This is a genomic window from Dactylosporangium siamense, assembly GCF_016862795.1.
In the GTDB taxonomy this organism is placed as follows: domain Bacteria; phylum Actinomycetota; class Actinomycetes; order Mycobacteriales; family Micromonosporaceae; genus Dactylosporangium; species Dactylosporangium siamense.
This window is the reverse complement of sequence record NZ_BONQ01000083.1, coordinates 118,165-140,512: the sequence shown is the minus strand read 5'-3', so window position 1 is coordinate 140,512 and position 22,348 is coordinate 118,165. Positions and strand designations below refer to the sequence as shown.

At 71.1% G+C, this 22,348-nt stretch carries 21 protein-coding genes and 1 pseudogene; 12 read left to right on the top strand and 10 right to left on the bottom strand.

The features are described from left to right. Positions 1-123: 123 nt before the first annotated feature. A complete protein-coding gene (locus Dsi01nite_RS27540) occupies positions 124-1,767 on the bottom strand; it encodes a DNA repair helicase XPB (RefSeq protein WP_203849174.1) in 1,644 nt (547 codons plus the stop codon). Positions 1,768-2,063: 296 nt separating this feature from the next. Between Dsi01nite_RS27540 and Dsi01nite_RS27535 the strand changes: the two genes are divergently transcribed. From Dsi01nite_RS27535 to Dsi01nite_RS27525, 3 genes are all read left to right on the top strand, one after another. Then, positions 2,064-2,258 carry a hypothetical protein gene (locus Dsi01nite_RS27535; protein ID WP_203849173.1) on the top strand — a complete coding sequence of 65 codons (195 nt, stop codon included), beginning with the start codon at positions 2,064-2,066 and terminating at the stop codon, positions 2,256-2,258. A 43-nt stretch (positions 2,259-2,301) separates the two neighbouring features. Beyond that, a complete protein-coding gene (locus Dsi01nite_RS27530; protein WP_203849172.1) occupies positions 2,302-2,538 on the top strand; it encodes a hypothetical protein in 237 nt (78 codons plus the stop codon). Between the two features lie 668 nt (positions 2,539-3,206). Next, complete coding sequence (locus Dsi01nite_RS27525) at positions 3,207-3,371, top strand: hypothetical protein (RefSeq protein WP_203849171.1); 165 nt, start codon at positions 3,207-3,209, stop codon at positions 3,369-3,371. Positions 3,372-3,421: 50 nt separating this feature from the next. Here Dsi01nite_RS27525 and Dsi01nite_RS27520 read toward each other — a convergent pair whose 3' ends face one another. Together Dsi01nite_RS27520 and Dsi01nite_RS27515 are read right to left on the bottom strand one after the other, a co-directional pair. Then, positions 3,422-5,791 carry a helicase-associated domain-containing protein gene (locus tag Dsi01nite_RS27520; protein ID WP_203849170.1) on the bottom strand — a complete coding sequence of 790 codons (2,370 nt, stop codon included), beginning with the start codon at positions 5,789-5,791 and terminating at the stop codon, positions 3,422-3,424. A gap of 76 nt (positions 5,792-5,867) precedes the next feature. Next, positions 5,868-7,508 (bottom strand): glycosyl hydrolase family 18 protein, encoded by a 1,641-nt coding sequence (locus Dsi01nite_RS27515; protein WP_203849169.1) that lies wholly within the window; start codon positions 7,506-7,508, stop codon positions 5,868-5,870. Between the two features lie 81 nt (positions 7,509-7,589). Here Dsi01nite_RS27515 and Dsi01nite_RS27510 point away from each other — a divergent pair, with 81 nt between their 5' ends. Then, on the top strand, positions 7,590-8,282 hold the full coding sequence (locus tag Dsi01nite_RS27510) for an HAD family hydrolase (RefSeq protein WP_203849168.1): 693 nt from the start codon (positions 7,590-7,592) through the stop codon (positions 8,280-8,282). Positions 8,283-8,333: 51 nt separating this feature from the next. Further along, positions 8,334-8,732 (top strand): cold-shock protein, encoded by a 399-nt coding sequence (locus Dsi01nite_RS58430; protein ID WP_203849167.1) that lies wholly within the window; start codon positions 8,334-8,336, stop codon positions 8,730-8,732. Positions 8,733-8,756: 24 nt separating this feature from the next. Here the strand turns inward: Dsi01nite_RS58430 and Dsi01nite_RS27500 are convergent, their stop codons facing one another. The 3 genes and pseudogenes from Dsi01nite_RS27500 to Dsi01nite_RS27490 form a co-directional block, all read right to left on the bottom strand. Further along, entirely contained in the window at positions 8,757-9,575 is an 819-nt protein-coding gene (locus Dsi01nite_RS27500; protein ID WP_203849166.1) for a 1,4-dihydroxy-6-naphtoate synthase, read from the bottom strand. A gap of 458 nt (positions 9,576-10,033) precedes the next feature. Continuing rightward, positions 10,034-10,726, bottom strand: a complete 693-nt coding sequence (locus tag Dsi01nite_RS27495; protein WP_203849165.1) for a futalosine hydrolase — start codon at positions 10,724-10,726, stop codon at positions 10,034-10,036. Between the two features lie 311 nt (positions 10,727-11,037). Continuing rightward, positions 11,038-12,621, bottom strand: a pseudogene (locus Dsi01nite_RS27490) (MFS transporter); the annotation flags it as partial. An 82-nt stretch (positions 12,622-12,703) separates the two neighbouring features. On the opposite strand from Dsi01nite_RS27490, the gene Dsi01nite_RS27485 reads away from it, so the two are divergent. Together Dsi01nite_RS27485 and Dsi01nite_RS27480 are read left to right on the top strand one after the other, a co-directional pair. Beyond that, a complete protein-coding gene (locus Dsi01nite_RS27485; protein WP_239136209.1) occupies positions 12,704-13,537 on the top strand; it encodes a DUF3027 domain-containing protein in 834 nt (277 codons plus the stop codon). Continuing rightward, entirely contained in the window at positions 13,524-14,216 is a 693-nt protein-coding gene (locus Dsi01nite_RS27480; protein WP_203849162.1) for a helix-turn-helix domain-containing protein, read from the top strand. The genes Dsi01nite_RS27485 and Dsi01nite_RS27480 overlap by 14 nt, the downstream gene beginning before the upstream one ends. Here Dsi01nite_RS27480 and Dsi01nite_RS27475 read toward each other — a convergent pair. Together Dsi01nite_RS27475 and Dsi01nite_RS27470 are read right to left on the bottom strand one after the other, a co-directional pair. Next, positions 14,206-14,598, bottom strand: a complete 393-nt coding sequence (locus Dsi01nite_RS27475; RefSeq protein ID WP_203849161.1) for a VOC family protein — start codon at positions 14,596-14,598, stop codon at positions 14,206-14,208. The two genes, Dsi01nite_RS27480 and Dsi01nite_RS27475, sit on opposite strands and share 11 nt — an antisense overlap. A gap of 10 nt (positions 14,599-14,608) precedes the next feature. Further along, positions 14,609-14,842 (bottom strand): DUF2530 domain-containing protein, encoded by a 234-nt coding sequence (locus Dsi01nite_RS27470; RefSeq protein WP_203849318.1) that lies wholly within the window; start codon positions 14,840-14,842, stop codon positions 14,609-14,611. A 106-nt stretch (positions 14,843-14,948) separates the two neighbouring features. Between Dsi01nite_RS27470 and Dsi01nite_RS27465 the strand changes: the two genes are divergently transcribed. The 5 genes from Dsi01nite_RS27465 (at position 14,949) to thpR (ending at position 19,937) form a co-directional block, all read left to right on the top strand. Next, entirely contained in the window at positions 14,949-15,392 is a 444-nt protein-coding gene (locus Dsi01nite_RS27465; protein ID WP_203849317.1) for a MarR family winged helix-turn-helix transcriptional regulator, read from the top strand. Beyond that, on the top strand, positions 15,389-16,714 hold the full coding sequence (locus tag Dsi01nite_RS27460) for an MFS transporter (protein ID WP_203849160.1): 1,326 nt from the start codon (positions 15,389-15,391) through the stop codon (positions 16,712-16,714). Before Dsi01nite_RS27465 ends, Dsi01nite_RS27460 begins: the two co-directional genes overlap by 4 nt. Before the next feature lie 34 nt (positions 16,715-16,748). After that, a complete protein-coding gene (locus Dsi01nite_RS27455; RefSeq protein WP_203849159.1) occupies positions 16,749-17,525 on the top strand; it encodes a maleylpyruvate isomerase family mycothiol-dependent enzyme in 777 nt (258 codons plus the stop codon). 1,333 nt (positions 17,526-18,858) lie between these two features. After that, positions 18,859-19,386 carry a hypothetical protein gene (locus tag Dsi01nite_RS27450; RefSeq protein ID WP_203849158.1) on the top strand — a complete coding sequence of 176 codons (528 nt, stop codon included), beginning with the start codon at positions 18,859-18,861 and terminating at the stop codon, positions 19,384-19,386. Beyond that, positions 19,383-19,937: an RNA 2',3'-cyclic phosphodiesterase gene (gene thpR, locus Dsi01nite_RS27445; RefSeq protein WP_203849157.1), complete on the top strand. Its 555-nt coding sequence runs from the start codon at positions 19,383-19,385 to the stop codon at positions 19,935-19,937. The genes Dsi01nite_RS27450 and thpR overlap by 4 nt, the downstream gene beginning before the upstream one ends. 128 nt (positions 19,938-20,065) lie before the next feature. On the opposite strand, the gene Dsi01nite_RS27440 is transcribed toward thpR, so the two are convergent. Next, positions 20,066-21,052: an aldo/keto reductase gene (locus Dsi01nite_RS27440; protein ID WP_203849156.1), complete on the bottom strand. Its 987-nt coding sequence runs from the start codon at positions 21,050-21,052 to the stop codon at positions 20,066-20,068. Between the two features lie 33 nt (positions 21,053-21,085). Beyond that, positions 21,086-22,192: a septation protein SepH gene (sepH, locus tag Dsi01nite_RS27435; protein ID WP_203849155.1), complete on the bottom strand. Its 1,107-nt coding sequence runs from the start codon at positions 22,190-22,192 to the stop codon at positions 21,086-21,088. Positions 22,193-22,348: the final 156 nt, after the last annotated feature.

Here is a 22,348-nt window from a genome sequence, read left to right as displayed (position 1 = left end):
CCAGCGGCGGCTGGGTCCTGGCCGGCTACGCGGGCGGCGCCCAGCTCCGCGTCTGCGGGGCGCCCGCCCGCTGTTCCGCGTGGCCGGGTTGGATCGGGGCCGCGGAGTGGTTGGGTCTCGGTGCTACGGGGCCAGCACGTCGTCGGCGTCCGTGATCGTGTACGCGTAGCCCTGCTCGGCCAGGAACCGTTGCCGATGGGCGGCATACTCGGTGTCGATCGTGTCGCGGGCGACGACCGTGTAGAAGTGGGCCTGGCGCTTGTCGGCCTTCGGGCGCAGGACGCGGCCGAGGCGCTGGGCCTCCTCCTGGCGGGAGCCGAAGCTGCCCGACACCTGAATCGCCACCGCGGCCTCGGGCAGGTCGATCGAGAAGTTGCCGACGCGGGAGATCACGAGGGTCTTGAGCTCGCCGGTGCGGAACGCGTCGAACAGGCGCTCGCGCTCCTTGTTGGTGGTCGCTCCCTGCACGATCGGCGCGTCCAGGAACTCGCCCAACTGATGCAGCTGGTCGATGTAGCCACCGATGACCAGGATCTGGTCGTCCTTGTGCCGCTCGACCAGGGCGCGCACCACGGGCAGCTTCGTGCGGGCCGTCGCGGCGACCCGGTAACGCTCCTCGGGCTCGGCGACCGCATACGCCATGCGCTCCGCGTCGGTCAGCGTGACGCGGACCTCCACGCACTCGGCGGGTGCGATCCAGCCCTGTGCCTCGATGTCCTTCCACGGCGCGTCGTAGCGCTTCGGGCCGATCAGGGAGAACACGTCGCCCTCCCGGCCGTCCTCACGGACGAGGGTCGCGGTCAGGCCGAGCCGGCGCCGGGCCTGCAGGTCGGCGGTGAACCGGAAGATCGGGGCGGGCAGCAGGTGGACCTCGTCATAGACGATGAGACCCCAGTCGCGGGCGCCGAACAGGTCCAGGTGCGGGAACACGCCGCCGCGCCGGGTCGTCAGCACCTGATACGTGGCGATGGTGACCGGACGGATCTCCTTGCGCTCGCCGGAGTATTCGCCGATCTCCTCCTCGGTCAGGCTGGTCCGGGCGATCAGCTCGCGCTTCCACTGCCGACCGGCGACCGTGTTGGTGACCAGAATCAGGGTCGTCGCCTTGGCCTCGGCCATCGCGGCCGCGCCGACGAGCGTCTTGCCGGCGCCGCAGGGCAGGACGACAACGCCGGAGCCGCCGGCCCAGAAGGAGTCGACCGCCTCACGCTGATAGGAGCGCAGGACCCAGCCGTCCTCGGCGAGGTCGATCTGGTGCGCCTCGCCGTCGACATAGCCCGCGAGGTCCTCCGCCGGCCAGCCCAGCTTGAGCAGGGCCTGCTTGAGCCGCCCGCGCTCGGACGCGTGCACGACGAGCGTGTCGGCGTCGACGTTGGCGCCGAGCATCCCGGCGAGCTTCTTGCTCTTCGCGACCTCGACCAGCACCGCCCGGTCCAGTCCGCGCAGGACCAGCCCGTGCACAGGGTCATTGAGCAGCTGGAGCCGCCCATAGCGGTCCATCGTCTCGGCGATGTCGACGAGCAGCGCATGCGGCACCGGATAGCGGGAGAACCGCAGCAGCGCGTCGACGACCCCCTCCGCGTCGTGCCCGGCGGCACGCGCATTCCACAGGCCGAGCGGCGTCAAGCGGTAGGTGTGCACGTGCTCCGGCGAGCGCTCGAGCTCGGCGAACGGCGCGATCGCCATCCTGCACGCCAGTGCGTCGGGATGGTCGACCTCAAGCAGCAGGGTCTTGTCGGACTGGACGATCAGTGGACCTTCGGGCACCGGACCAGTGTCGCACGCACCTGTGACAGTTCCCGAAATGTGGGAGGTTCGGAAACCGTGCAACCTGCGAGGGGTCTCGTTGCGTCTCTCGTAGTGACTGCCTTGCGATGGACGCGATCCGATTCGCCTCCATCGCTTGTCGTGTCGCTGTTGTGCCAGCACGGCGGTGGTGGAGGTCGGACGCGCGCGTTCGGATCGGAAGATGGCGGTGTGGTCGCGGGGGCCGGCTACCGCATGACCGATCGGCGTATCGGGGGCGGGCGCGTCGTCCGCTCCACCTCCGTAGACTGGTCTGCGTGGGTCGGCGGTTGGGCGACAGGGCGGCGTTGACGTTCGGCGCGTTCGCCGCGGTGATGGTGGCCGTCGGCTGGTTCCTGCTGTCCTCCCAGGTGGCACACACCGACGTGCAGACCGCCGTGAGCGAGTCGCTCGGCGCGATCCTCGTGCTCATGCTGATCGTTTCCGTGATCGGATCCATCCGTCGAGGCTGATCGACACCGTGACAGCGGGCGATGAGTCGGTACGCTGTGGAGGATGACCGACCTGGAAGGTGCCTCGGCATCGACCGTGGACGATGAGGCCGCGGCCGGCTTCTCGCCCCTGGCGATGGTCGGCGTCGGTGCCGTCAGCGCCCTCGGTCTGGCCTGGTTCCTGGTGTCGTGGCTCGTGCTCGGCAGCCCGCTCACCGACGCGATCGGCGAGACGGTGGGCAGCCTGGCCGCGATCCTGCTGATCGTCTCGATCATCGGCGCCGCTCGCGCAGCCGACTGACCCGCCCGCTGCCAAGCACCACGCGCACGGCCGGCCCGCGACTTTGATCAACGATTGTGCCCGACCGCGGTGAGCCTGCGCCCAGCCTCCGTGGTCGATGTCGTGCTGTGGCCCGTGTGGATGGCCAGGCTGCGACTTCGATCAGCGGCCGGTCCGCGGCCGGTGTGGTCGGTGTCCCGGTGTCGTGATCGATGTCGTGCCGTGGTCGTGCGGATGGCCGGATTGCGACCTCGATCAAACGATCGGACAAGCCGCGGTGAGCCTGTGCTCGGCCCCCGTGGTCGATGTCGTGCCGTGGTTGTGTGGATGGCTGTGTGGATGGCCAGCCCGTGACTTTGATCAACGATTGTGCCGGACCGCGGTGAGCCTGTGCCCAGCCTCCGTGGTCGATGTCGTGCTGTGGCCCGTGTGGACGGCCAGGTTGCGACTTCGATCAGCGGCCGGTCCGCGGCCGGTGTGGTCGGTGTCCCGGTGTCGTGATCGATGTCGTGCCGTGGTTGTGTGGATGGCCGGCCCGCGACTTTGATCAACGATCGTGCCTGACCGCGGTGAGCCTGCGCCCAGCCTCCGTGGTCGATGTCGTGCTGTAGCCCGTGTGGATGGCCAGGCTGCGACTTTGAGGTTGTGCTGTGGTCGTGAGGATGGCCGGATTGTGATCACGAGCGCCGGTGAACGGTCGCGGCCGGGACGGGCGCGTCGTGGCCGAGGCGGACGGGCCGCGGATGCGGGCCGGCCGGCGGGCCGCGGGGTTTGTCGCGGCCGGCAGGTCGCGGCCGGCGCAACTGTCCGCGGACCTGGCAGGGAAGGCCGTCCACGGCCTGACCGGTGGCTGACGGGAGCGGCGGATCGCGCCCACGACGGACCGGAGCAATGAAAGTGCCGCCTATCCGGACGCGTCCTCCGGGGCGGCGGCCGTGATGCGGTGCAGTGCGAACGTGTGCAGCATCTCGGTCCGCTCGTCCTCGGCGCGCAGGTAGCCGCCGCCCATCGACACGGGCCTGACCAGGCGGGACGCGGTCGCGCCGTGGGAGTCGACGTAGCCGACCCAGACGCGCGTCTTGTCCCGCAGCGCCTGCTGGAGCACCTCCAGGGCCTCGGTGTGGGAGGCCGTTGACGTGCCGTTGGCGCGGACGGTGACCGGGGCGCGGCGGGCGACACGGGCGGCGGCGTCGCCCCGGCGGATCTGCTCGATGACGCCGGCGAGCCGTGGGCTGGACAGCCGGGCCGCCGCGGCGGGGTCCTCGATGCCGCGATGTGCCCAGCTGGGGCGGGGTGGGCCGCGGCGGGCCTTCGGGCGGGTCAGGACGGCGGCGCCGGTCGCGTCTTCCTGGACGGGTGGATAACCGGCGTCGCGGAGCGCCTCCAGGAGCCTCGCGGGGGTGTGGCGGCTGGTGAGGACGGTCGGGGCGAGGCGGCGCAACATCAGCGGCTGGAGGCGGCGGTCGGCGAGGACCTCGGCGATCAGGGTCTCGTCGTCGCTGCGCACGTAGGAGTTGGCCGAGCCGATGCGCATGCCGCCGTGGCGGCGGGCGATGTCGTCGATGAGATACGTGAGGGTCTGCGGCACGGGTGTGCGGGACCGGCGGGCCAGGAGGGCGTGCAGGTCGGCGGCGGTGTAGCCGGCGTCGAGGCTGCGGCGGACCGACTCGGCGGTGATGCGGTGGACGCTGGCGGACTCCTGCACGCCGAGGAGCTCGAGCTCGCCGGCGAGGGTCGGCTCGGGCGGGCCGGGGACGATGACGGACAGGTCCGCCTGCAGCAGGACGTGGTCGACCGGGGCGGGCAGGAGCGTGTCGAGCAGGGCCGCGGAGCCGGTGAGGGCGGCGCCGTCGGGGGCGTGGAGGCCGAGCGGGTCGTCGGTGTCGATGCTGCCGGAGACGACCTCGTCCAGGAGCAGCCGGCCGAAGCCGGTGAGCCCGTCGAAGCCGGTCAGGCCGAGCAGCGCGGCCTCGGCGAGATTGGCCTCGACGACCGCTGCGGCGCCGCGGGAGACCCTGCGTGGGGTCCGCCATGACAACAGGTCGACGACGTCGGACGGGGCGATGGTGGCGCCGGGCGGCAGCTCGGACAGGACCTGCAACGCGGCCCGGCGCTGCGCGGGAGCCCCGGGGCGGGACAGCTCGGGGGCGAGCGCGTTGATCGGGCGGTCCCGGTCGTCGCGCTGGCCGATGAGCGACGGGGCGCGGGTCATCGTCAGCCAGGTCACGGCGACGCGGTGCCAGCGGGCCGCGATGCCGAAGGCCCGCCACACGTCATAGGCGACCGTCGGCAGGAAGACGCTCTCGACCCGCTTGTTGTCGATGATCTCCTCGCCGAGCAGGCCCGCGGCGGCGGCGATCTCGACCAGGAGGGCGGCGGCCGGCTCGTCGACGCCGGTGAGTTTGGCGAAGCGGCGCAGCTCGCGCACGCCCATGCCGCCGGAGCGCAGCACGGTCGGCGGGTCGGCGTTGATCGCCTCGATCAGGGTCTCCAGGTTGCGCACCAGCTCCAGGACCTGGCCGGCGCCGGCGCGGTCGAGCTGCGCGGCGTCGCGGGTCGGGGTCTGCACCTGCGGCGGGTCGGGGTGCAACTGGCCGAGGGGGCCGCCGTCGCGGCGCAGGACGAGGGAGACCTCGACGGGCAGCTCCACCGCGTCGCGGCTGACGGCGACCAGCAGGTGCTGCTCGACCAGCCAGCGGACGGGGGAGTCGGGGTCGGAGCGCAGGCTGGCCGGGGTGACGGTGCCCACGGGTGGGCCGGCCGCGAGCCGGTCGAGCACGGCACGGGCCGCCGGCGGCGCGGCGAGCAGCGTCCGGCGCAGCCTGGCGGCGTCGGCGACCAGGGCACCGGCGAGCGGGTCGAGCTCGGCGGCGGGCCGGCCGAGCCCGGCGGGATAGGGGGAGCAGACCTCGTCGACGGCGCCGACGACGCGCAGGGCGCTGTCGTGTCCGAAGGCGATGCCGTGCTGCACCAGCAGGTCGATCGCGCCCCGGACCCGGGCCGCCTCGACCCCGGAGGCGGCGGTGAGGGTCAGCACGGACTCGGTGGACGTGGTGTGGCCGATGCGCGTGTAGCGCAGCGCGTCGAGGACCTCGAGGGTGAACGTGTCGAGGCCGTCTAACGCTCGGGCCACGGCCACGCGGGACTGCGCGCGATGAGCGAGGGCCGAGAAGTCCGAGGGCGGCGGGATGACCAGATCCGGGCGCAGCCGGATGAGCGCCATCAGCCCGTCGTCGGGCAGGGCGCGGAAATGGTCTGCGAGCGAGGTAGTCATCTCACCTCATACGCTAACCGGCCCGTATGACAAAAGAGGGCGGGGCCGACGGCCCCGCCCTCTTTCGAAGGGGTTGTTACTTCAGACCGTTGCTCACCGCGGTGATCAGTTCACCGTTGGTGGTGTCGCCGGAGAGCTCCCAGAAGAACGCGCCGCCGAGGCTCTGCGTCTTCGCGTAGCTCATCTTGCCGGTGATGGTGGCCGGGGTGTCGTAGCTCCACCAGTTGCTGCCGCACTTGGCGTACGCGGTGCCGCCGATGGTGCCGGTGGACGGGCAGGTGTTCTTGAGGACCTTGTAGTCCTCGTTGCCCGCCTCGTACGTGCCGGGCGCCGCACCGGTGGCGCTACCGCCGGGGGTGGCCTGGGTGACGCCGGTCCAGCCGCGGCCGTAGAAGCCGATGCCGAGCAGCAGCTTGTTGGACGGGACGCCCTTGGCCTTGAGCTTGCTGATCGCGGCCTCGGAGCAGAAGCCGGCCTGCGGGATGCCCGCGTAGCAGCTCAGCGGCGAGTGCGGAGCGGTCGGGCCGGCCGCGTTGAACGAACCGAAGTAGTCGTACGTCATCGGCATCAGCCAGTCGAGGTTGCCCACGGCGCCGGCGTAGTCCGTCGCGTCGATCTTGCCACCGTTGCTGCCGTCGGCCGTGATGGCCGCCGTGACCAGCTTGCTCGAGCCGAACTTGGTGCGCAGGGCGCCGATCAGGTTCTTGAACGCGTTCGGGCCGCTGGTGTCGCACTGCAGGCCACAGGCGTTCGGGTACTCCCAGTCGATGTCGATGCCGTCGAAGACACCGGCCCAGCGGGGGTCGTTGATCAGGTTGTAGCAGGAGTTCGCGAAGGCGGTCGGGTTCGCGGCGGCCTGCGTGAAGCCGGCCGACCAGGTCCAACCACCGAACGACCAGATGACCTTGAGGCCCGGGTGCATCGCCTTGAGCTTCTTCAGCTGGTTGAAGCTGCCCCGCAGCGGCTGGTCCCAGGTGTCGGCGACGCCGTCGACCGAGTCGGCGGCGGTGTAGGCCTTCTCGTAGTCGGCGTAGCTGTCACCGACCGCGCACTGACCGTTGGCCGGGTTGCCGAACGCGTAGAGGATGTGCGTCAGCTTCGCGGCCGACCCACTCGTCTCGATGTTCTTGACGTGGTAGTTGCGGCCGTAGACGCCCCACTCGGCGAAGTAACCGACGACCTTCTTGGAGCCGGTGGCCGGCGGCGTGCTCTGCGTCGGCGACGGGCTCGTCGGCGGCTGCGAGGTCGGCGGCTGCGACGTGGGCGGGTTGGAGGTCGGGGGGTTCGACGTGGGCGGGTTGGTGGTGGGGGTACCACCACTGCACGTCACGCCATTGATCTTGCAGTTGACCGGCGGCTTCGCGCCGCTGCCGTTCATGCCCCAGCTGAAGCTGGCGCCGGCGGCGAGCGTCGAGGCCCACGACTTGTTCTTCGCCACGTAGTGCTGACCGGTGCGCACGACGTCGGCGTCCCAGAAGCTCGTGATCTGACCGCCCGCGGGCAGGTCGAACTCAAGCGTCCACCCGTTGATGGCGCTCGAGGTGCCGTTGGTGATCTTGTAGTTGGCGCCCCAGCCGCTGCCCCAGTCCTGGTCGACCGTGAACGTTGCGCTGAGGTTGCCGGCGGCGTTGGCGGTAGTGGTGACGATGGGGACTACGGCCCCGGCCACTGCCAGCGCGGCGGCGACGATGAGGCCGTTGCGGACGGATCGTTTCATCGCGTCTCCTGGATGATCCTTTAGGAAACTTTCCTAAAAGTGTTGGTGACGCTAGTGGCCAGAGTCTCACCCCGTCAATACATGATCGGCGTGTATTTCGATGGCATACCTATCGTGACCTGGGCATCCTTAAAGGTGTCTCAACAACCGGTTGTCATTGGCTTTGACCTTGACATGACGCTCCTCGACACCAGGCCGGGGATCGCGGCCGCGTACCGGGCGCTCACGGCGCGTACTGGCGTGCACGTCGACGCCGACCTCGCCGTGTCCCGCCTCGGGCCGCCGCTGCGCACGGAGTTGTCCGAGTGGTTCCCGCCCGAGTCCGTCGAGGAGGCGGTGCTGACCTATCGCCTCCTGTACGAGGAACACGCGATAACACCCGCGGTGGCGCTCCCCGGAGCCCTGGCGGCGCTGGCGGCGGTCCGTGCGGCCGGCGGGCGGATCGTGGTGATCACGTCGAAGCTCGGCAGGCTCGCGTCACTGCATCTCGCGCATCTGGACATTCCGGTCGATGAGGTCCATGGCGATGTGTTCGCCGCCGAGAAGGCGTCGGTACTGCGTTCCGTCAGCGCCACCGCCTACGTCGGCGATCACGTCGCCGATATGCAGGCCGGCGTCCTGGCCGGCGTACCCGTCCTCGGCGTCACGACCGGACCGTGCTCCGCCGCTGACCTGCAGGCCGCCGGAGCCTCCCTCGTGAGTCCCGATCTGCACGCGTTCCCGGCGTTTCTCCGGGGCGTGATCTCGGTTGGCCGGGCGGGAAGCGGTGACTAGCCTTGTGGTGTTGTGGGTGGGACGGGTCAAGACACTGGGGAGCAGGGCAGCGTGCCGACGGGTCGAGTGAAGTGGTACGACACGGAGAAGGGTTTCGGGTTCCTCACCAGCGACGACGGTGGAGACGTCTTCGTGCACAAGGCGGCACTGCCGGCCGGCGCGGGTGAGTTGAAGACCGGCCAGCGGGTCGAGTTCGGGGTGGTCGAGAGCCGTAAGGGCAGCCAGGCGATGCACGTCAAGCTCCTGGACGCGCCGCCCTCGGTGACCGAGGCCCGCGCCGTCGCCAGCCGTCGCCAGCCGGACGAGCTGCACGGCCTGATCGAGGACATGATCAGGGTCCTCGAGGCGAAGATCCAACCCGACCTGCAGCGGGGTCGCTTCCCCGACCGCAAGACCGCCAAGACCGTCGCCGAGGCGGTCCACCTGGTGGCCCGCGAGCTGGAGGTCTGACCGCCTCGCTATCTGACCGCTTCGCTAGGCGCCGACGAGGGGTGTGGCTGGGACCAGCCCCTCGGCGGCGGCCCTGGTCAGCAGGGCATCGACCGCGGCGTGACCGTCCGGGCCGAGTGACGACGTGAACTCGTTGACATACAGCCCGATGTGCTGGTCGACGACCGACTGCTCCATCTCCTGGGCGTGTGCCAGGACGTAGCCACGGCTCCGGGCCGGGTCGGCCCATGCCTGCCGCACCGACTCCTTGATCCAGGCGGTCGCCTGCTCGGGGTCGACCCGGTCGCGGTGCGCGATGATCGCACCGAGCGGGATCGGCAGGCCCGTGTCGCCCTCCCACCACTCCCCGAGGTCCGCGAGTGCGTGCAACCCGTGCCGCTGGAACGTGAACCGCGCCTCGTGGATCACCAGCCCGGCGTCGAACTGGCCCCTGGCCACCGCCGGCATGATCTCGGCGAACGGCACGATCTCCACCCGCTTCGGCGGCGCTCCTGCCGACCACAGGCGCATCAGCAGATACGCCGTGGTGCGGTCGCCCGGCACCGCCACCGTCCTGCCCTCAAGGCTGGTGATCGCCTGGTCCTTCACCAGGACCAGCGGCCCGCAGCCCCGGCCGAGCGCCCCGCCGCAGGGCAGCAGCGTGTACTGATCCAGCAGCCACGGCAGCGCCGCGTAGCTCACCTTGACCAGGTCGAACTCGCCCCGCTCGGCAGCGGTGTTGGTGACGTCGACATCGGCATACGTCACGTCGAACGCCGGCGTGCCGGGGACCAGCCCGTGTGCCAGCGCGTGGAAGACGAAGGTGTCGTTGGGGCACGGCGAGAAGGCCAGGGAGAGCGTCACAACCTCGAATCTAACGCCGTCGCGCGGCTCTGCACGACGAGTCGCCAAACGCCCGGTGTGACCCTTACAACGCATTCGACACATATGGATGTGGGGGCTTGCTGGTTCCGTACCTGGGGTGGATCTTCCTGGTGATCGGTTCTGGCCATCGCACGACTTCGATCTGTGCAAGATCTTGTCGACCGGGTGGGTGGCGTTCGGGGAAACCGATCCCGCGACGGGTCGAGCGATCGCCGGGTCAGGTGCCCTGGGGATCCTTCGGGTTGTGGGATTTCCGGCACCGACGCCGCGTGGTCGCCGCCCGGTCCGGCGCTGCTGGTGTCCGGATCAGCCTCTTTGTTCGCCTGTGTCGCGCCGGGAGTGGATGTCCGTGGTGATCAAAGTCACCGGCGGGATGTCCGCGCAGCCGGTGCGCGATTTCGATCAACGATGCGAGGCGCAGGCTGTCTCGTCGATGGTCAGCGGCCGGCCAGGGTGGCGAAGGCTTCGCGGAGGGTTTCCAGGGCCTGCGGGATGCGCCAGGCGGCCCGGTCCCGGGGCCCGACGGCGTTGGAGACGGTGCGGATCTCGCCGAACGCGGTGCCGGGCCAGAGCCGGGCGGCGGTGGCGACGCCGAAGCCCTCCATGCCCTCGGCGACCGCGTCCGGGTGGCGCTTCTGGACGGCTTCCTTGGTCTCGGCGGTGCCGGTGACCGTGGAGACGGTGAGGACGGGGCCGCCGACGGCTTCGGGGAGGGCCAGGCGCAGGGTGCGCAGCAGTGCCGGGTCGGCGTCGTGGCGGGCGGTGCCGAAGCCCAGGTCGTCGACGCTTTCGAAGCCGTCCGGGCCGGCGGCGCCGAGGTCTGCGGCGATGCTCTCGGTGGCGACGACGAGGCCGCCGATCTCGACCCGCCCGGCGAAGCCGCCCGCGATGCCGGCGGACAGCACCACCCCGAACGGGCGGCCGTCGTTGACCGCCGTCGTGGTGAACTGCGCGGTCACGGCGGCCGCGGCGGCCGGGCCGACGCCCGCGGCGACGACCACGACGGGCGCACCGGTCTCGAGGTCGTCGGGTTGCGGGTCGGCGATGCCGAGGCCGGCGAGCACGGTGGCCCGCTCGATCTCCACCGCGGTGACGATCAGCGCGCGGTCGTATCCCAGGAACGGTCTCATCGGTCGTCATCCTCCAGGCGTCGGGTCGAGTCCATGCCAGAGGGGCGGTACAGCGTGTATCCAGGCGGTGCGAGCGGGGCCGTCTCGGTGTCCACGTCGACGGCCGGCATCTGCCGGGTCGCGTCGACCGGCTGCTGCTGCCGAGCGCCGGCCTGGCCGCCGCTGCGGGCCGCCGACGATCCGGAGCCGGTCGGGGCGGTCGCCGGGGCAGCGGAGGGGCGCCGGCGCCAACCGAAGCGGCGCCGCGAGCGGTCGTCCTCGGCGCCCTGACCGGCGGCGGCAGCGGTCGGGGCCTCGTCGCCGGAGCGGGCCTGGAACGGCATCCGCCGGGTCGCGCCGGCATCCGCCCCTGAAGCCGCGCCGGCGGCTGGGCCCGCGGTTGCACCGGCGGCTGGGCCCGCGGTCGAGCCCGAGGTCGTGCTGGCCGGTCGCGGCACGGTCGTCGCGTCAGCTCCACGTCGCCCGTCCGGGCCGCCCGCCGAGCCGCCGGGCTGGGTGGCCGCGACCGGGTCGGTTGGCTGCTCGTCATGGTCGAGCGGGGCGCCACGCAGGCGCTCCTTGCGCAGGGAGATCGCCGACCAGATCGCGCGGACCGTCGCGAACGCCATGAACGTGGCGGCCACGATCAGGCCCCAGTCGCTGCCGAACGGGATGAGGCCGACGGCGCCACCGAGGACCCAGGCGACCATGAGCAGGGTCTCGGAGTGGGCGAACGCGCTGGCCCGGACCTGCTCGTCGGCACGCTCCTGGATCGAGGCGTCGACGGCCAGCTTGGCCAGGCCGCTGGCGATCGCGGTGACGAGGCACAACAGGGCCACCGTGCCCAGAGAGTTCCGGTCGGCGGCGATGACGGCCACGAACGCGGCCACGGTGATGCCGACCGCCTGCAGCAGGGCCGGCCGGTGGATGCGCAGGCGGGTGCCGATGGCGGTGGCCAGGAACGAGCCGATGCCGAGCGCGGCGGCCACCACCACGACCGCCACCTGCTCCGACAGCCGCCACGGGCCGAGGCCGACCGGGAGCACCTTCTCCTTGATCGCGAACGCGAGGAACAGGGTCAGGAACCCATACAGCGCGCGCAGGGTCGCGCTGCCGATCAGGGCGCCGACGACGAGCCGTCCGGAGAGGATCTTGGCGCCGCGGTGGCTGGGGCGCTGCAGCACGCGGGGGACCTGCTCGGGTGGGTCTGAATCGGCGCGGGGCGGCAGCCGCAGCGAGGTGACCATGCCCCAGAAGAAGACGATGATCGACAATCGCAGCGGCCACTGCGGGCCGAACTGGGCCGCGACCAGGCCGATCGGCAGCACGATCGCGCCGGCGAACGTGCCGAACACGGAGGCGCGGGCCCCGGCCTCGGACAGGCCGAGCCCCTTGGGCAGCACGCGGGGCAGGGCGGCGCTGCGGGCCACGCCATAGGCGCGGGAGAGCACCAGCATGCCGAACGCGGCCGGATAGAGCGCCCACCCGGTCAGGTGCTCGGAGATCAGGACCGCCAGGAACGCCCGGCCGAGCATCGTGACGGCGAGCGCATAGCGCCGGCCGTGCCGGAAGCGGTCGAGGACCGGCCCGACGATCGGGGCCAGCAGCGCGAACGGCAGCATCGTCACGATCAGATACAGCGCCACCCGGTCGCGGGCCTCGCCCGCCTCCACCGAGAAGAAGATGGTGCCGGCGAGGCCGAGCGCGACGAGGGTGTCGCCGGCGCAGGACGCCGCGTGCAGGTCGAGCAGGCGGAGCATGCCGGTCTCGCCGCCGGCGCCGCGCTCGCGGACACGCAGCAGGTTGCGACCCACGAAGCGGCCGGCCCGGGCACCGCCGACGGTGGCGACCCGTGCTGCCCGCACAGTGGTCACCACAGACTGCGCAACGCCTCGAATCACCGACATGCCCCCCATCCTGAACCATGGGTGCGACAGTTTCCGGCCACGCCGGGGCCGCCGTGCTCATCGGGCGTGGCGATGAGGAACAATGGAGAGCGTGACAGCCTCGACTGCTCCGACCCGCTCCAGCGGCCGCGCGGGCAAGCCCGACCAGGTCTGCGCGGACGCCGTGGAGATCGCCCGCCTCGGGCTGGACGTCGTCGACCCGGACCATATCGGTGAGCATCTGGGCGTGGTTGCCGAAGGTGAGCGGCTCGTCACCCATTTCTTCGCCTGTGGCCTGCCTGGATACCGGGGCTGGCGCTGGGCGGTGAGCGTCACCAGGATCCCGCGCAGCAAGCAGGTGACGATCTGTGAGTCGACGCTGCTGCCGGGGCCCGAGGCGCTGCGCGCGCCCGAGTGGGTGCCGTGGCAGGAGCGGTTGCAGCCCGGTGACCTGGGCGTCGGCGACCTGCTGCCGACGCCGGCAGACGATGTGCGGCTCGCGCCGGGTTACGTGCAGTCCGATGACCCGGCGGTCGAGGAGACCAACTGGGAGTTCGGTCTCGGCCGGGTCCGGGTGCTGTCCCGCGAGGGCCGGCTCGACGCCGCCCAGCGGTGGTATGACGGCGACCGTGGTCCCAACGCGCCGATCTCCGTCGCGGCGCCGTCGGCGGCCCGGTGCGGTTCGTGCGGGTTCTACCTGCAGCTCGCCGGTTCGATGCGGCAGTCGTTCGGGGTGTGCGGCAACGAGTATGCGCCCGACGACGCCCAGGTCGTCAGCGTCGACCACGGCTGCGGTGCGCACTCCGAGGTGCTGGTCGAGCAGGTCCAGGCGGTCGACGAGCTGCCGACGGTGTTCGACGACAGCGAGGTCGAGTCGGTGTCCGTCAGCCGGGCGCACGGCTCGGTCGACGAGGCCGAGCCCGCCGAACCCTATGGCCACGGCTGAGTTCGGCTATCGGGAGCGACCGTCGCGCATACCCGGCGCGACGGTCTGGCAACGCGGATCGGGCGGGAGTGAGCTGGTCCGCGTCCTGCCGGATGGCTGCATGGACGTGATCCACTACGCCGGTCAGCTGCTCGTCGCCGGTCCGGACACCACCGCGAAGGTGGGTGTCAGTGAAGGCGCCCGCACGTATACGGCGATCCGTTTCGGTCCGGGTACGGCGCCAGGATTGCTCGGCATCCCCGCCGACGAGCTGCGTGACCAGCGGGTGCCGCTGTCGGCGCTGTGGCCGTCGGCGCGCGTCAGGCGGCTCACCGAGCTGCTCGACGAGGCCGCTGATCCGGCCCGGCAGCTCGAGGCGGCATTCGCCAGGAACGACAAACCGGACGAGCCCTGGGTGGGCGCGGTGGTTGAACGGCTCAGGGCGCTGCGCCCGGTGTCGGAGATCGCGGCCGACGTCGGCCTGAGCGAGCGGCAACTGCACCGCCGCGGTCTGCACCTGTTCGGGTACGGCCTGAAAACGCTCTCCCGGATCCTGCGCGTGAACGCGGCGCTGGACCTGGCCCGGGGCGGCATGCCGTTCGGCCTGGTGGCGGTCAGCAGCGGCTACGCCGACCAGGCGCACCTCTCCCGCGAGGTGAAGGCGCTGGCCGGCGCACCCCTGCGCGAGGTCATCCGATAGTGCAGTAGAGGTCGACGCCGTGGCCGTCGGGGTCGTGCAGGACGGCGTACCGCATGCCCCAGAATGCGTCCCAGGGCGCCAGGTGACCTTCGTACCCTGCGGAAACCATCGCGTCGTAGACCTTGTCGACCTCGGCGGGCGTGTCGCACTCGAAGCCGATGGCGGACCGACCGTCGCCGGCCGTGGGTGACCATTCCGGGTCGAACGAACGGATCGTCTCCTCGGTGTCCCAGCAGATTCTCATGCCGCCGGGCAGCGCGTGCTCGGCGTGCGGCGCGGCGTCCTGATCGGCCGGGATGTCCAGGCCGAGCAGCCGGTAGAACGCGAGGGTTCTGGGCATGTCGGCCACCACGAGGCCGACGTAGTTGAGTTTGGGAGCCATGCCCTCGAGGCTAGGCGCCGCCGCGCTCCCCGGTCTTGAACGAATCGGACGTCGCGCGCCGACGCTTCCGGTTGCGGTCGTGCACGACCATGGTCAAACCGCCTGGAATACCCCACAGCACGCCGGCGACGGCGATGCCGAACCAGTTGCCGTGCCCGGCATCGGCCAACTCGTCGCGGAACGGCAGCATCACGAGCACCGCGATGATCCACAGTCCGAGCCCGGCGAGGGCGAACGGCACCATCGGCGGGTCGAGCGGCTTCGGCTGGCTGGTCACGCCGCACACGGTACTCCCCGTGATCACCGACACAGGTCGTTAGCCAAGCTTATTAGATAAGCTAACGACTGTGATGATGGTCCGTGCCCCGAAGATCACTGCAGCGCAGCTCGCGGCGGCGCTGCGGGACAGCATCACCCGACTCAACCGCCGCCTGCGTCAGGCCAGACCGATCGGCGACCTGACGATCACCCAGCTGTCGGCATTGACAAGCCTCGAACTCAACGGTGCGCTGACCCCCCGCGAGCTGGCCGACGCCGAGCGGGTCCAGCCGCCGACCCTCACCAAGATCGTGGCGAAGCTGGAGGAGCGCGGCCTGGTCCAGCGCACCCCGCACCCGACCGACGGCCGGCAGGTCATCCTCGCCGCCACCGAGTCGGGCCGCGCCGTCATCCTCGAGCACCGCCGCGCCCGCGACGAGTGGCTGGCCAAGCAGCTCGCCGCGCTCACCCCGGAGGAGCGCGAGACGCTCGGAAAGGCGGCCGAGATCCTCGGCCGGATAGGCCGCAACGCATGACCGTCTTCGGTTCGCTGAAGGTCCGTAACTACCGGCTGTTCTCGACCGGACAACTGGTCAAGCTTCTCGGCACGTGGATGATGGTCGTCGCGCAGGACTGGCTCGTCCTGCAGCTGTCCGACAACTCGCCGACTGCGCTGGGCATCGTGACGGCCCTGCAGTTCACGCCTGTCCTGCTGCTCACATTGTACGGAGGTCAGCTCGCCGACCGGTTCGACAAACGCCGCCTGCTCCTCATCGCAAACTTCGCATCCGCACTGGTCGCGGCCCTGCTCGGCGCGCTGGTCCTCACCGGGGTCGTGAACCTCTGGTGGGTCTTCGTGACCGCGGCCCTCTTCGGCGTGATCAGCGCGATCGAGACCCCGGTGCGGCAGGCGTTCGTCTCCGAACTGGTCAGCAGGGAGCTGCTGCCCAATGCGCTGTCGCTGTCCTCCGCCACGTTCAACACCGCGCGGGTGGTCGGCCCCGCGATCGCCGGGCTGGTCATCGCGCTGCTGCACGACCGAACCGGCCCGATTTTCATGATCACGGCGGCCTTGTGCATCGCCCCGCTGGTGGGGCTGACCCGCATGCGCACCGAGGAACTGTTCCGGGTCGAGGGGCCGCCGGTTTCGGCGAGCGATGCCCGTACCATCGACGGACTGCGCTACGTCAAACGCCGTTCCGATCTCAGTCTCGCCATCCTGCTGGTCCTGGTGGTCGGGCTGTTCGGCTTCAACTTCCAGCTCACGCTCGCCGTCCTGGCGAAGGTCGAGTTCAACGCCTCCGCCCAGTATTTCGGCCTGCTCACCACCGCGCTCGCGGTCGGTGCGCTGGCCGGCGCCCTGGCCAGCTCGCGCCGCCGGGCACGGCCCACGGCCTACGCGGTGCTCGCCGCCGCCGTGCTGTTCGGTGGGTTCGAGACGCTCGTCGGGTTCGCACCCACGTTCCTCACGGCGGTGCTGCTCCTCCTGCCCACCGGGTTCTTCATGATCTACTTCGCGCAGGCGGCGAACCAGCGCGTCCAGCTCGGCACCGATCCTGAGTTTCGAGGGCGGGTCATGGCGCTGTACGTCCTGGTCTTCCTCGGCAGCACACCCCTGGGCTCGCTGATCATCGGCTGGTGCGCGGAGCGGTACGGGCCACGGTCCGGCATCTGGATCGGCGGCCTCGTGTCCGTCCTGGCCACGTTCGTGGTGGCCGCCATGCAGCTGCGCAAGGTCGGCGGGAAGGTGAGCGTGCACCTGCGCCCCAGCCCCCACCTCCACGTGTTCGAGCCGGCCCGGAAGGACACGCCGGCGTTCGAGCTGCGCGTGCCGCGGGTGCGGCCGGCCGTTCGCTGATTTTTTGTCGTACCCATGTGATTAGGTCGCGGGCATGGAGCGATCGCGATTGCTGGAATGCCTTGCCGACGACTACGCGCGCCTGCGGGAGGTCGCCGCGTCGGACCTGACCGCCACGGTGCCGAGCTGCCCCGGATGGACCGTCGCGGACCTGGTCAGGCACGTTGCCGAGGTCTACCTGCACAAGGTCGCGTGCATGCGGCTCAACGCGTTCCCTGATCCCTGGCCGCCGGCCGGCCTGCAGTCCGAAGGCCCGATCGAGCTGCTCGACCGCGCCTATGCCGAGCTCGCCGCCGAGTTCGCCGCCCGCGACGCCACCGACCCGTCGCGCACCTGGCACGAGCCGGACCAGACGGTCGGCTTCTGGATCCGGCGGATGGCACAGGAGACCGTGATCCACCGCCTCGACGCCGAGCTGGCGCTCGATGTGCCGGTCGCCGCGATCCCCGACGACCTGGCCGTCGACGGGATCGACGAGGTGCTGAAGCTGTTCGTGGGATATGGCTCACACGCGTGGCTGGAGGACTTCCAGCCAGTCCTTGCCGGCGCGACCGGCCGCACGGTGATCGTCGGGGTCAACGACGGGCCTGGCTGGCTGATCCGCACCGAGAAGACCGGCGCCGACGTCAGCGACGCCGACCCGGCGACCGCCGCCTCGACCCCCTTGGACGCCACCGTCAGTGGCGACGCGGCCGGCGTGTTGCGGTGGCTGTGGGCGCGGGAGTCCCCCGGCCGCTCCGACGTCCAGGCCGAGGGCGACGAAGCCACCCTGACCGAGCTGCGCAACTTACTGGTGGCCTCGACGCAGTAGCTGTCTGCACCGCGACCAGCGGGCTGGGTCGGCTGACCGACGGGGGCGGCCGATCCGGGCAACCAGTCGTGGTGTCTTTCGGAAACCGACGACGAGAGCGGGGTGGGCGACGGACGGCAGGGACTGACGACGGTGCTCTGTGCGGGCATGGCTGACGGGCGGGTCCGGGCAGCGTGGACGGCGGCACGACTCGAGTGGACAGGGTCGACCACGGTTGCTCGGCAACGCCAGCGACGGCGATGGGGCGGCGATGGGGCGGCGATGGGGCGGCGATGGGTTTGACGACCGGGCCTGAAAGTTCGGGCCTGAAAGTTCGGGCCTGAGCGTCGGGCCTGGCCAGCTGGTGTTCGGCGAAGGTTGACGCCGGGATCTGGGCGGCGTCGGGCTGACGGCAAGGCCTGGTGGCAACGCTGACAAACACGTGCTCAGGAGGTATGGCGGACTCGGGAGACAGGACGGGGACGGGGACGGGGACGGGTGACAGCCGGTGGTAGGCCGGCTGACAGCGGTGCTCGGGTGCTTCGCTGCCGACGGTCCGGGCCGTCAGAGCCAGTCACGGGTGCTCAGCAAGGGCTGAAGACGGGTCAAGGGCAGGGCTGACCGTGGGTGCTCAGGGTTGACGATGGACGGGTAGCAGCGGGCTGACGGGCAAGACCCGGCTGGCAGGGCCGACAGCGGTGCCCTGAGGACGGGATGGGCAGCAGTTGGCGAGTTGGCTGTGGCGATTTGGCAGTCGGGCGATGCGGTAGTGGGCGATCCGGTGGCGACGAGGGGTGCCACCGGCTCGACCCGGCCGGCACCGGTCAGCTCCGGGTTGCCGCAGATCAACGCCGGGACCTCGTCGGTCAGCTCCGGGTTGCCGCGGATCGGTTCCGATGGCCGTGAGGTATGACGGCGACCTCTGCGCCGTTACGGGCGCGACGGTGGCTTGGCTGTTGTGGTGCGGCCGGGGCGGATGCGCCGGGGGAGCTCGGCGGCGATGGACTGAACGCTGCGCTGCCCACGGTGCCAGTGCGCACGCGGCAGGAGTGACCCGTCGACGCAAACGTTGCGTCCTCGCGCCACGCCGGCCAGCACATCGCGCACCCGGCAGCCAGCATGATCGAAGCCCCGGGGAGGCCCCAGGGAGGCCCTGGGACGGCTTTGATCAACCCGGCGTGATCAAAGATGCGGGGCTGGAGGCGGAGAGCGGTGGCAGTGGAGGGCCGGCTGAAAGGCGCAAGTGGCGTGAAGCGGACGCAGCCGCGACGTGGAGGGCGGCTTGATTGCGAGTCGGTGCCGAAGTTGGGTTGATCGGTGGCGATCGTTGTTCGTGCGGGCTTAGCCTCAAGGTGTGGGCGTGTTGCACGGCCTGCTGGTCGTCGGTGCCATAGGGCTGATCGCCGTGGCGCCGTGTCTGGTCTGCCTGCTGCTCATTTCCGCCGATGAGATGTTCGAGCGGGTGGGGCGGGGGATCCGGCGGATCTTCAAGAAGCTGTTCCGGCGCAAGGAGCGCGCGCCGGGGTGGCGGGACGGGCCGGTGCGGCGGCGGTGGCACCTGAGCTGGGCCGGGCGGGTGCTGCACACGGTCGCCGCGCCGCCGGCGCCGGTGCCGGCGGGGCCGCCGATCGAGCAGCTCGCGGGGGACCTGCGCCGGTTGAACCGGTTGCGGATGGGGGTGGCCACCAGGTCGCCGGTGTGGTTCAACGCGGTGCAGCGGGCGTACGACGAAGCGTTGCGGGTCGCGTGCGTGCAGTTGGGGATCGACCAGTACCTTGACGAGGTGAGCGGGGTCGACCTGGAGGTTGAGCGGTTGAGGGTCGAGGGCGAGTTGCAGCGCGCCGGGCTGGCGTTGCGCGACACCAAGACCGAGCAGCGGTGAGGCTGTTCATCGCGGCGTACCTGCCGGAAGAGGCCGAGCGGCACTTCGCGGCGATGGTCGGCACGCTCGCCGTGGCCAGGCCGATGCCGGAGGGGCAGTCGCTGCGGCTCGTGCCGGCCGCGCAGTGGCACATGACGCTGGCGTTCATCGGTGACGTGGAGGACGAGCGGCGGGACGACGCGGTCGAGGTGCTGGAGGCGTTGCCGCAGATCGTGCCCCGGGTGCGGATCAGGGGTGGCGGCCGGTTCGGGCGGGGGAAGTTCACCACGCTGGTCGCGAAGGTCGACGGGGACGTGGCGCCGCTCGGGGACGCGGTGCGGAAGCTGCTCAAGAAGCGCAAGCTGCCGTTCGACCACAGGCCGCTGCAGCCGCACGTGACGATCGCCCGGCCGGGGGACCGGCTTCCGGGCGCCGACCTGGCCGCCGACCTGGAAGTGCTCCGCGCGTATGAGGGCCCGGAATGGCCGGTGGACGACGTGCGGCTGATGAAGAGCGAGCTCGGGCCGCGGCCAACCTACGAGATGCTGGCCACGACCCGAGAACCACGCTGAGGCAGCACCCGAGAACCACGCTGAGGCAGCACCCGAGACCACGCTGAGGCAGCACCCGAGAACCACGCTGAGGCAGCACCCGAGACCACGCTGAGGCAGCACCCGAGAACCGCGCTGAGGCAGAAGCCCTACCAGGCCCAGGCCTCCGGGCCGGGGCCGCCGTTGCCGACCGGCGGGAAGAGCTCGTCGAGCCGCTGCAGGGTGGCCTCGTCCAAGGGCACGTCGAAGGTGCCGAGGGTCGAGTCGAGCTGCTCGATCGTGCGGGGCCCGATGATCGGCGCGGTGACGCCGTCCTGCGCGAGCAGCCACGCGAGCGCCAGGTTGGACGGGTCGGCGTCAAGCGACGCGGCCAGCTTCTCGTACGCCTCGATCGCGGTCCGGTGCTGGAGCAGGCCTTCCGCGGCGCGGCCCTCGGAGGACCGGCCGGCGGAGCCCGCGGCGGCCTTCGCGATGGCGCCGCTGAGCAGGCCGCCGTGCAGGGGTGACCAGGGGATGACGCCCAGCCCGTACTGGCGGGCGGCGGGCAGCACCTCCAGCTCGACCGTGCGCGCCATGAGGTTGTAGATGCACTGCTCGGCGACGAGGCCGAGGAAGTGCCGCCGGGACGCCGACTCCTGGGCCTGCGCGATGTGCCAGCCGGCGAAGTTCGACGAGCCGACGTAGAGGACCTTGCCCTGCGCGACGAGGAGCTCCATCGCCTGCCAGATCTCCTCCCACGGCGTGCTGCGGGAGATGTGGTGCATCTGGTACAGGTCGATGTAATCCGTCTGCAGGCGGCGGAGCGAGGCCTCGGCCTCGGCGATGATGTGGCGCGCGGAGAGGCCCTGGCCGTTGGGCCACTCCTGCATCTTGCCGTAGACCTTGGTGGCGAGCACGACCTTCTCGCGCCGGCCACCGCCCTGGGCGATCCAGCGGCCGATGATCTGCTCGGTGACGCCTTCGCCGAGCTTCCAGCCGTAGACGTTGGCGGTGTCGAAGAAGTTGATGCCGTGGTCCAGTGCCCGGTCCATGATCGCGAAGCTGTCGGGCTCGGTGGTCTTGGGCCCGAAGTTCATGGTCCCGAGGCACAGGCGGCTGACCGAGAGGCCGGTCCGCCCGAGGTTGGTGTACTCCATGCACACCAACCTATCCCCTGGGAAAAGCAGGGATCAGCTGGTTTCCCGGGCAGCGGACGGTGCCCCGCCGAAGAGCACGTCGTCCCAGCTGGGCAGGCGCTTGCGCGGCTTGTCGGGCGTGCTCGGCTGGTCGGCGGACGCGGCGGACGGGGTGTTGCGCCGGGGGCGGAGCACGGCGAGCGACGGCACCGCCGGGATCTCCTTGCTCTGGTCGCTGTCGTCGTCGAACGGCGAGCGGCCGATCAGCGCGGCCGCGCCACGCGCCCGGTTCTCACCCTGGACGATCGGGGCGGGAGCGGGCGCGGGCTCATCAGCGGGGGACGAGCCCAGCGGCCGGTCGAGCGACGCGAGCAGCGCGTCCCGCCCGGCCCGGATCGGGTCGGGGTTCATGGAGCCCAGCCCACGTCCCCGCGTCGAAGGGGCCGACGGCTGGACGTTCGAGGGGCGGATCAGCTCGTGCCCGCCGCTGCCGTGGCGCAGCGGGTCGGGGCGCATGCCGAGGTCGCCGCGGCTGGTCTCGCCGCGGGTGGGCAGCGTGCGGTCCGGCGCCGGCGGCTCCTGGCCCAGCACATGCGGTGCGCGCTCGGTGCACAGGTACTGCGCCATGTCGTCGTGCGGGGCGACCTGCTGGCGGGCCTTGTCGAGCTCCCACACGGCCTGCGCCGTCGCCTTGCCGCTCGGCCAGGTCGCGGTGATCCGCCAGGTGCCGTCCTCGCGCCGGTACGCATCCCACGAGATCTTCTCCGTGTCGATGCCGTGCTGGCCGAGGCGCGCGTCGACGACCTCGGCGAGGGACGAGCCCTTGTCGGAGGTCTTCAGCCGGGTGCGGCGGGCGTGCTGGGCGAGCATGGCCCGCTCCTGCAGGACCGGCCCGGCGTAGCGCAGGACCCGGTCGACCGGGACGCCGGCGACGCGGGCGACCTCTTCGGCGGACTCGCCGGAGCGGATGCGCGCCTGGATGTCGCGCGGCGCGAGCTGCGACGCGGCGGTCTCCATCGTCGTGGTCGGGTGGCTCTGGTCAGGACGCAGCGCGCTGTGCACCCGGTCATCGATCGGGAGCGCGAGCAGTCGGCCGACCTCATCGGCGAGAACGAACGCTTGGCCGTCCTCGGAGAGGGCGACGAATCGCACAGGCCGCATAGCGTGCCTCCGTCCCACCCGCATCGGCACCGACTTTCCCGGCACCACTCGGTCACAGTACGCGTAACCCTAGCTGGAGCGAAGCGTGCCGCGCCGGGAGAAAGCAAAGAGCAATGCCCGCCACCAGAGCAAACGAAGCAAACCGGCGGCGGGCAT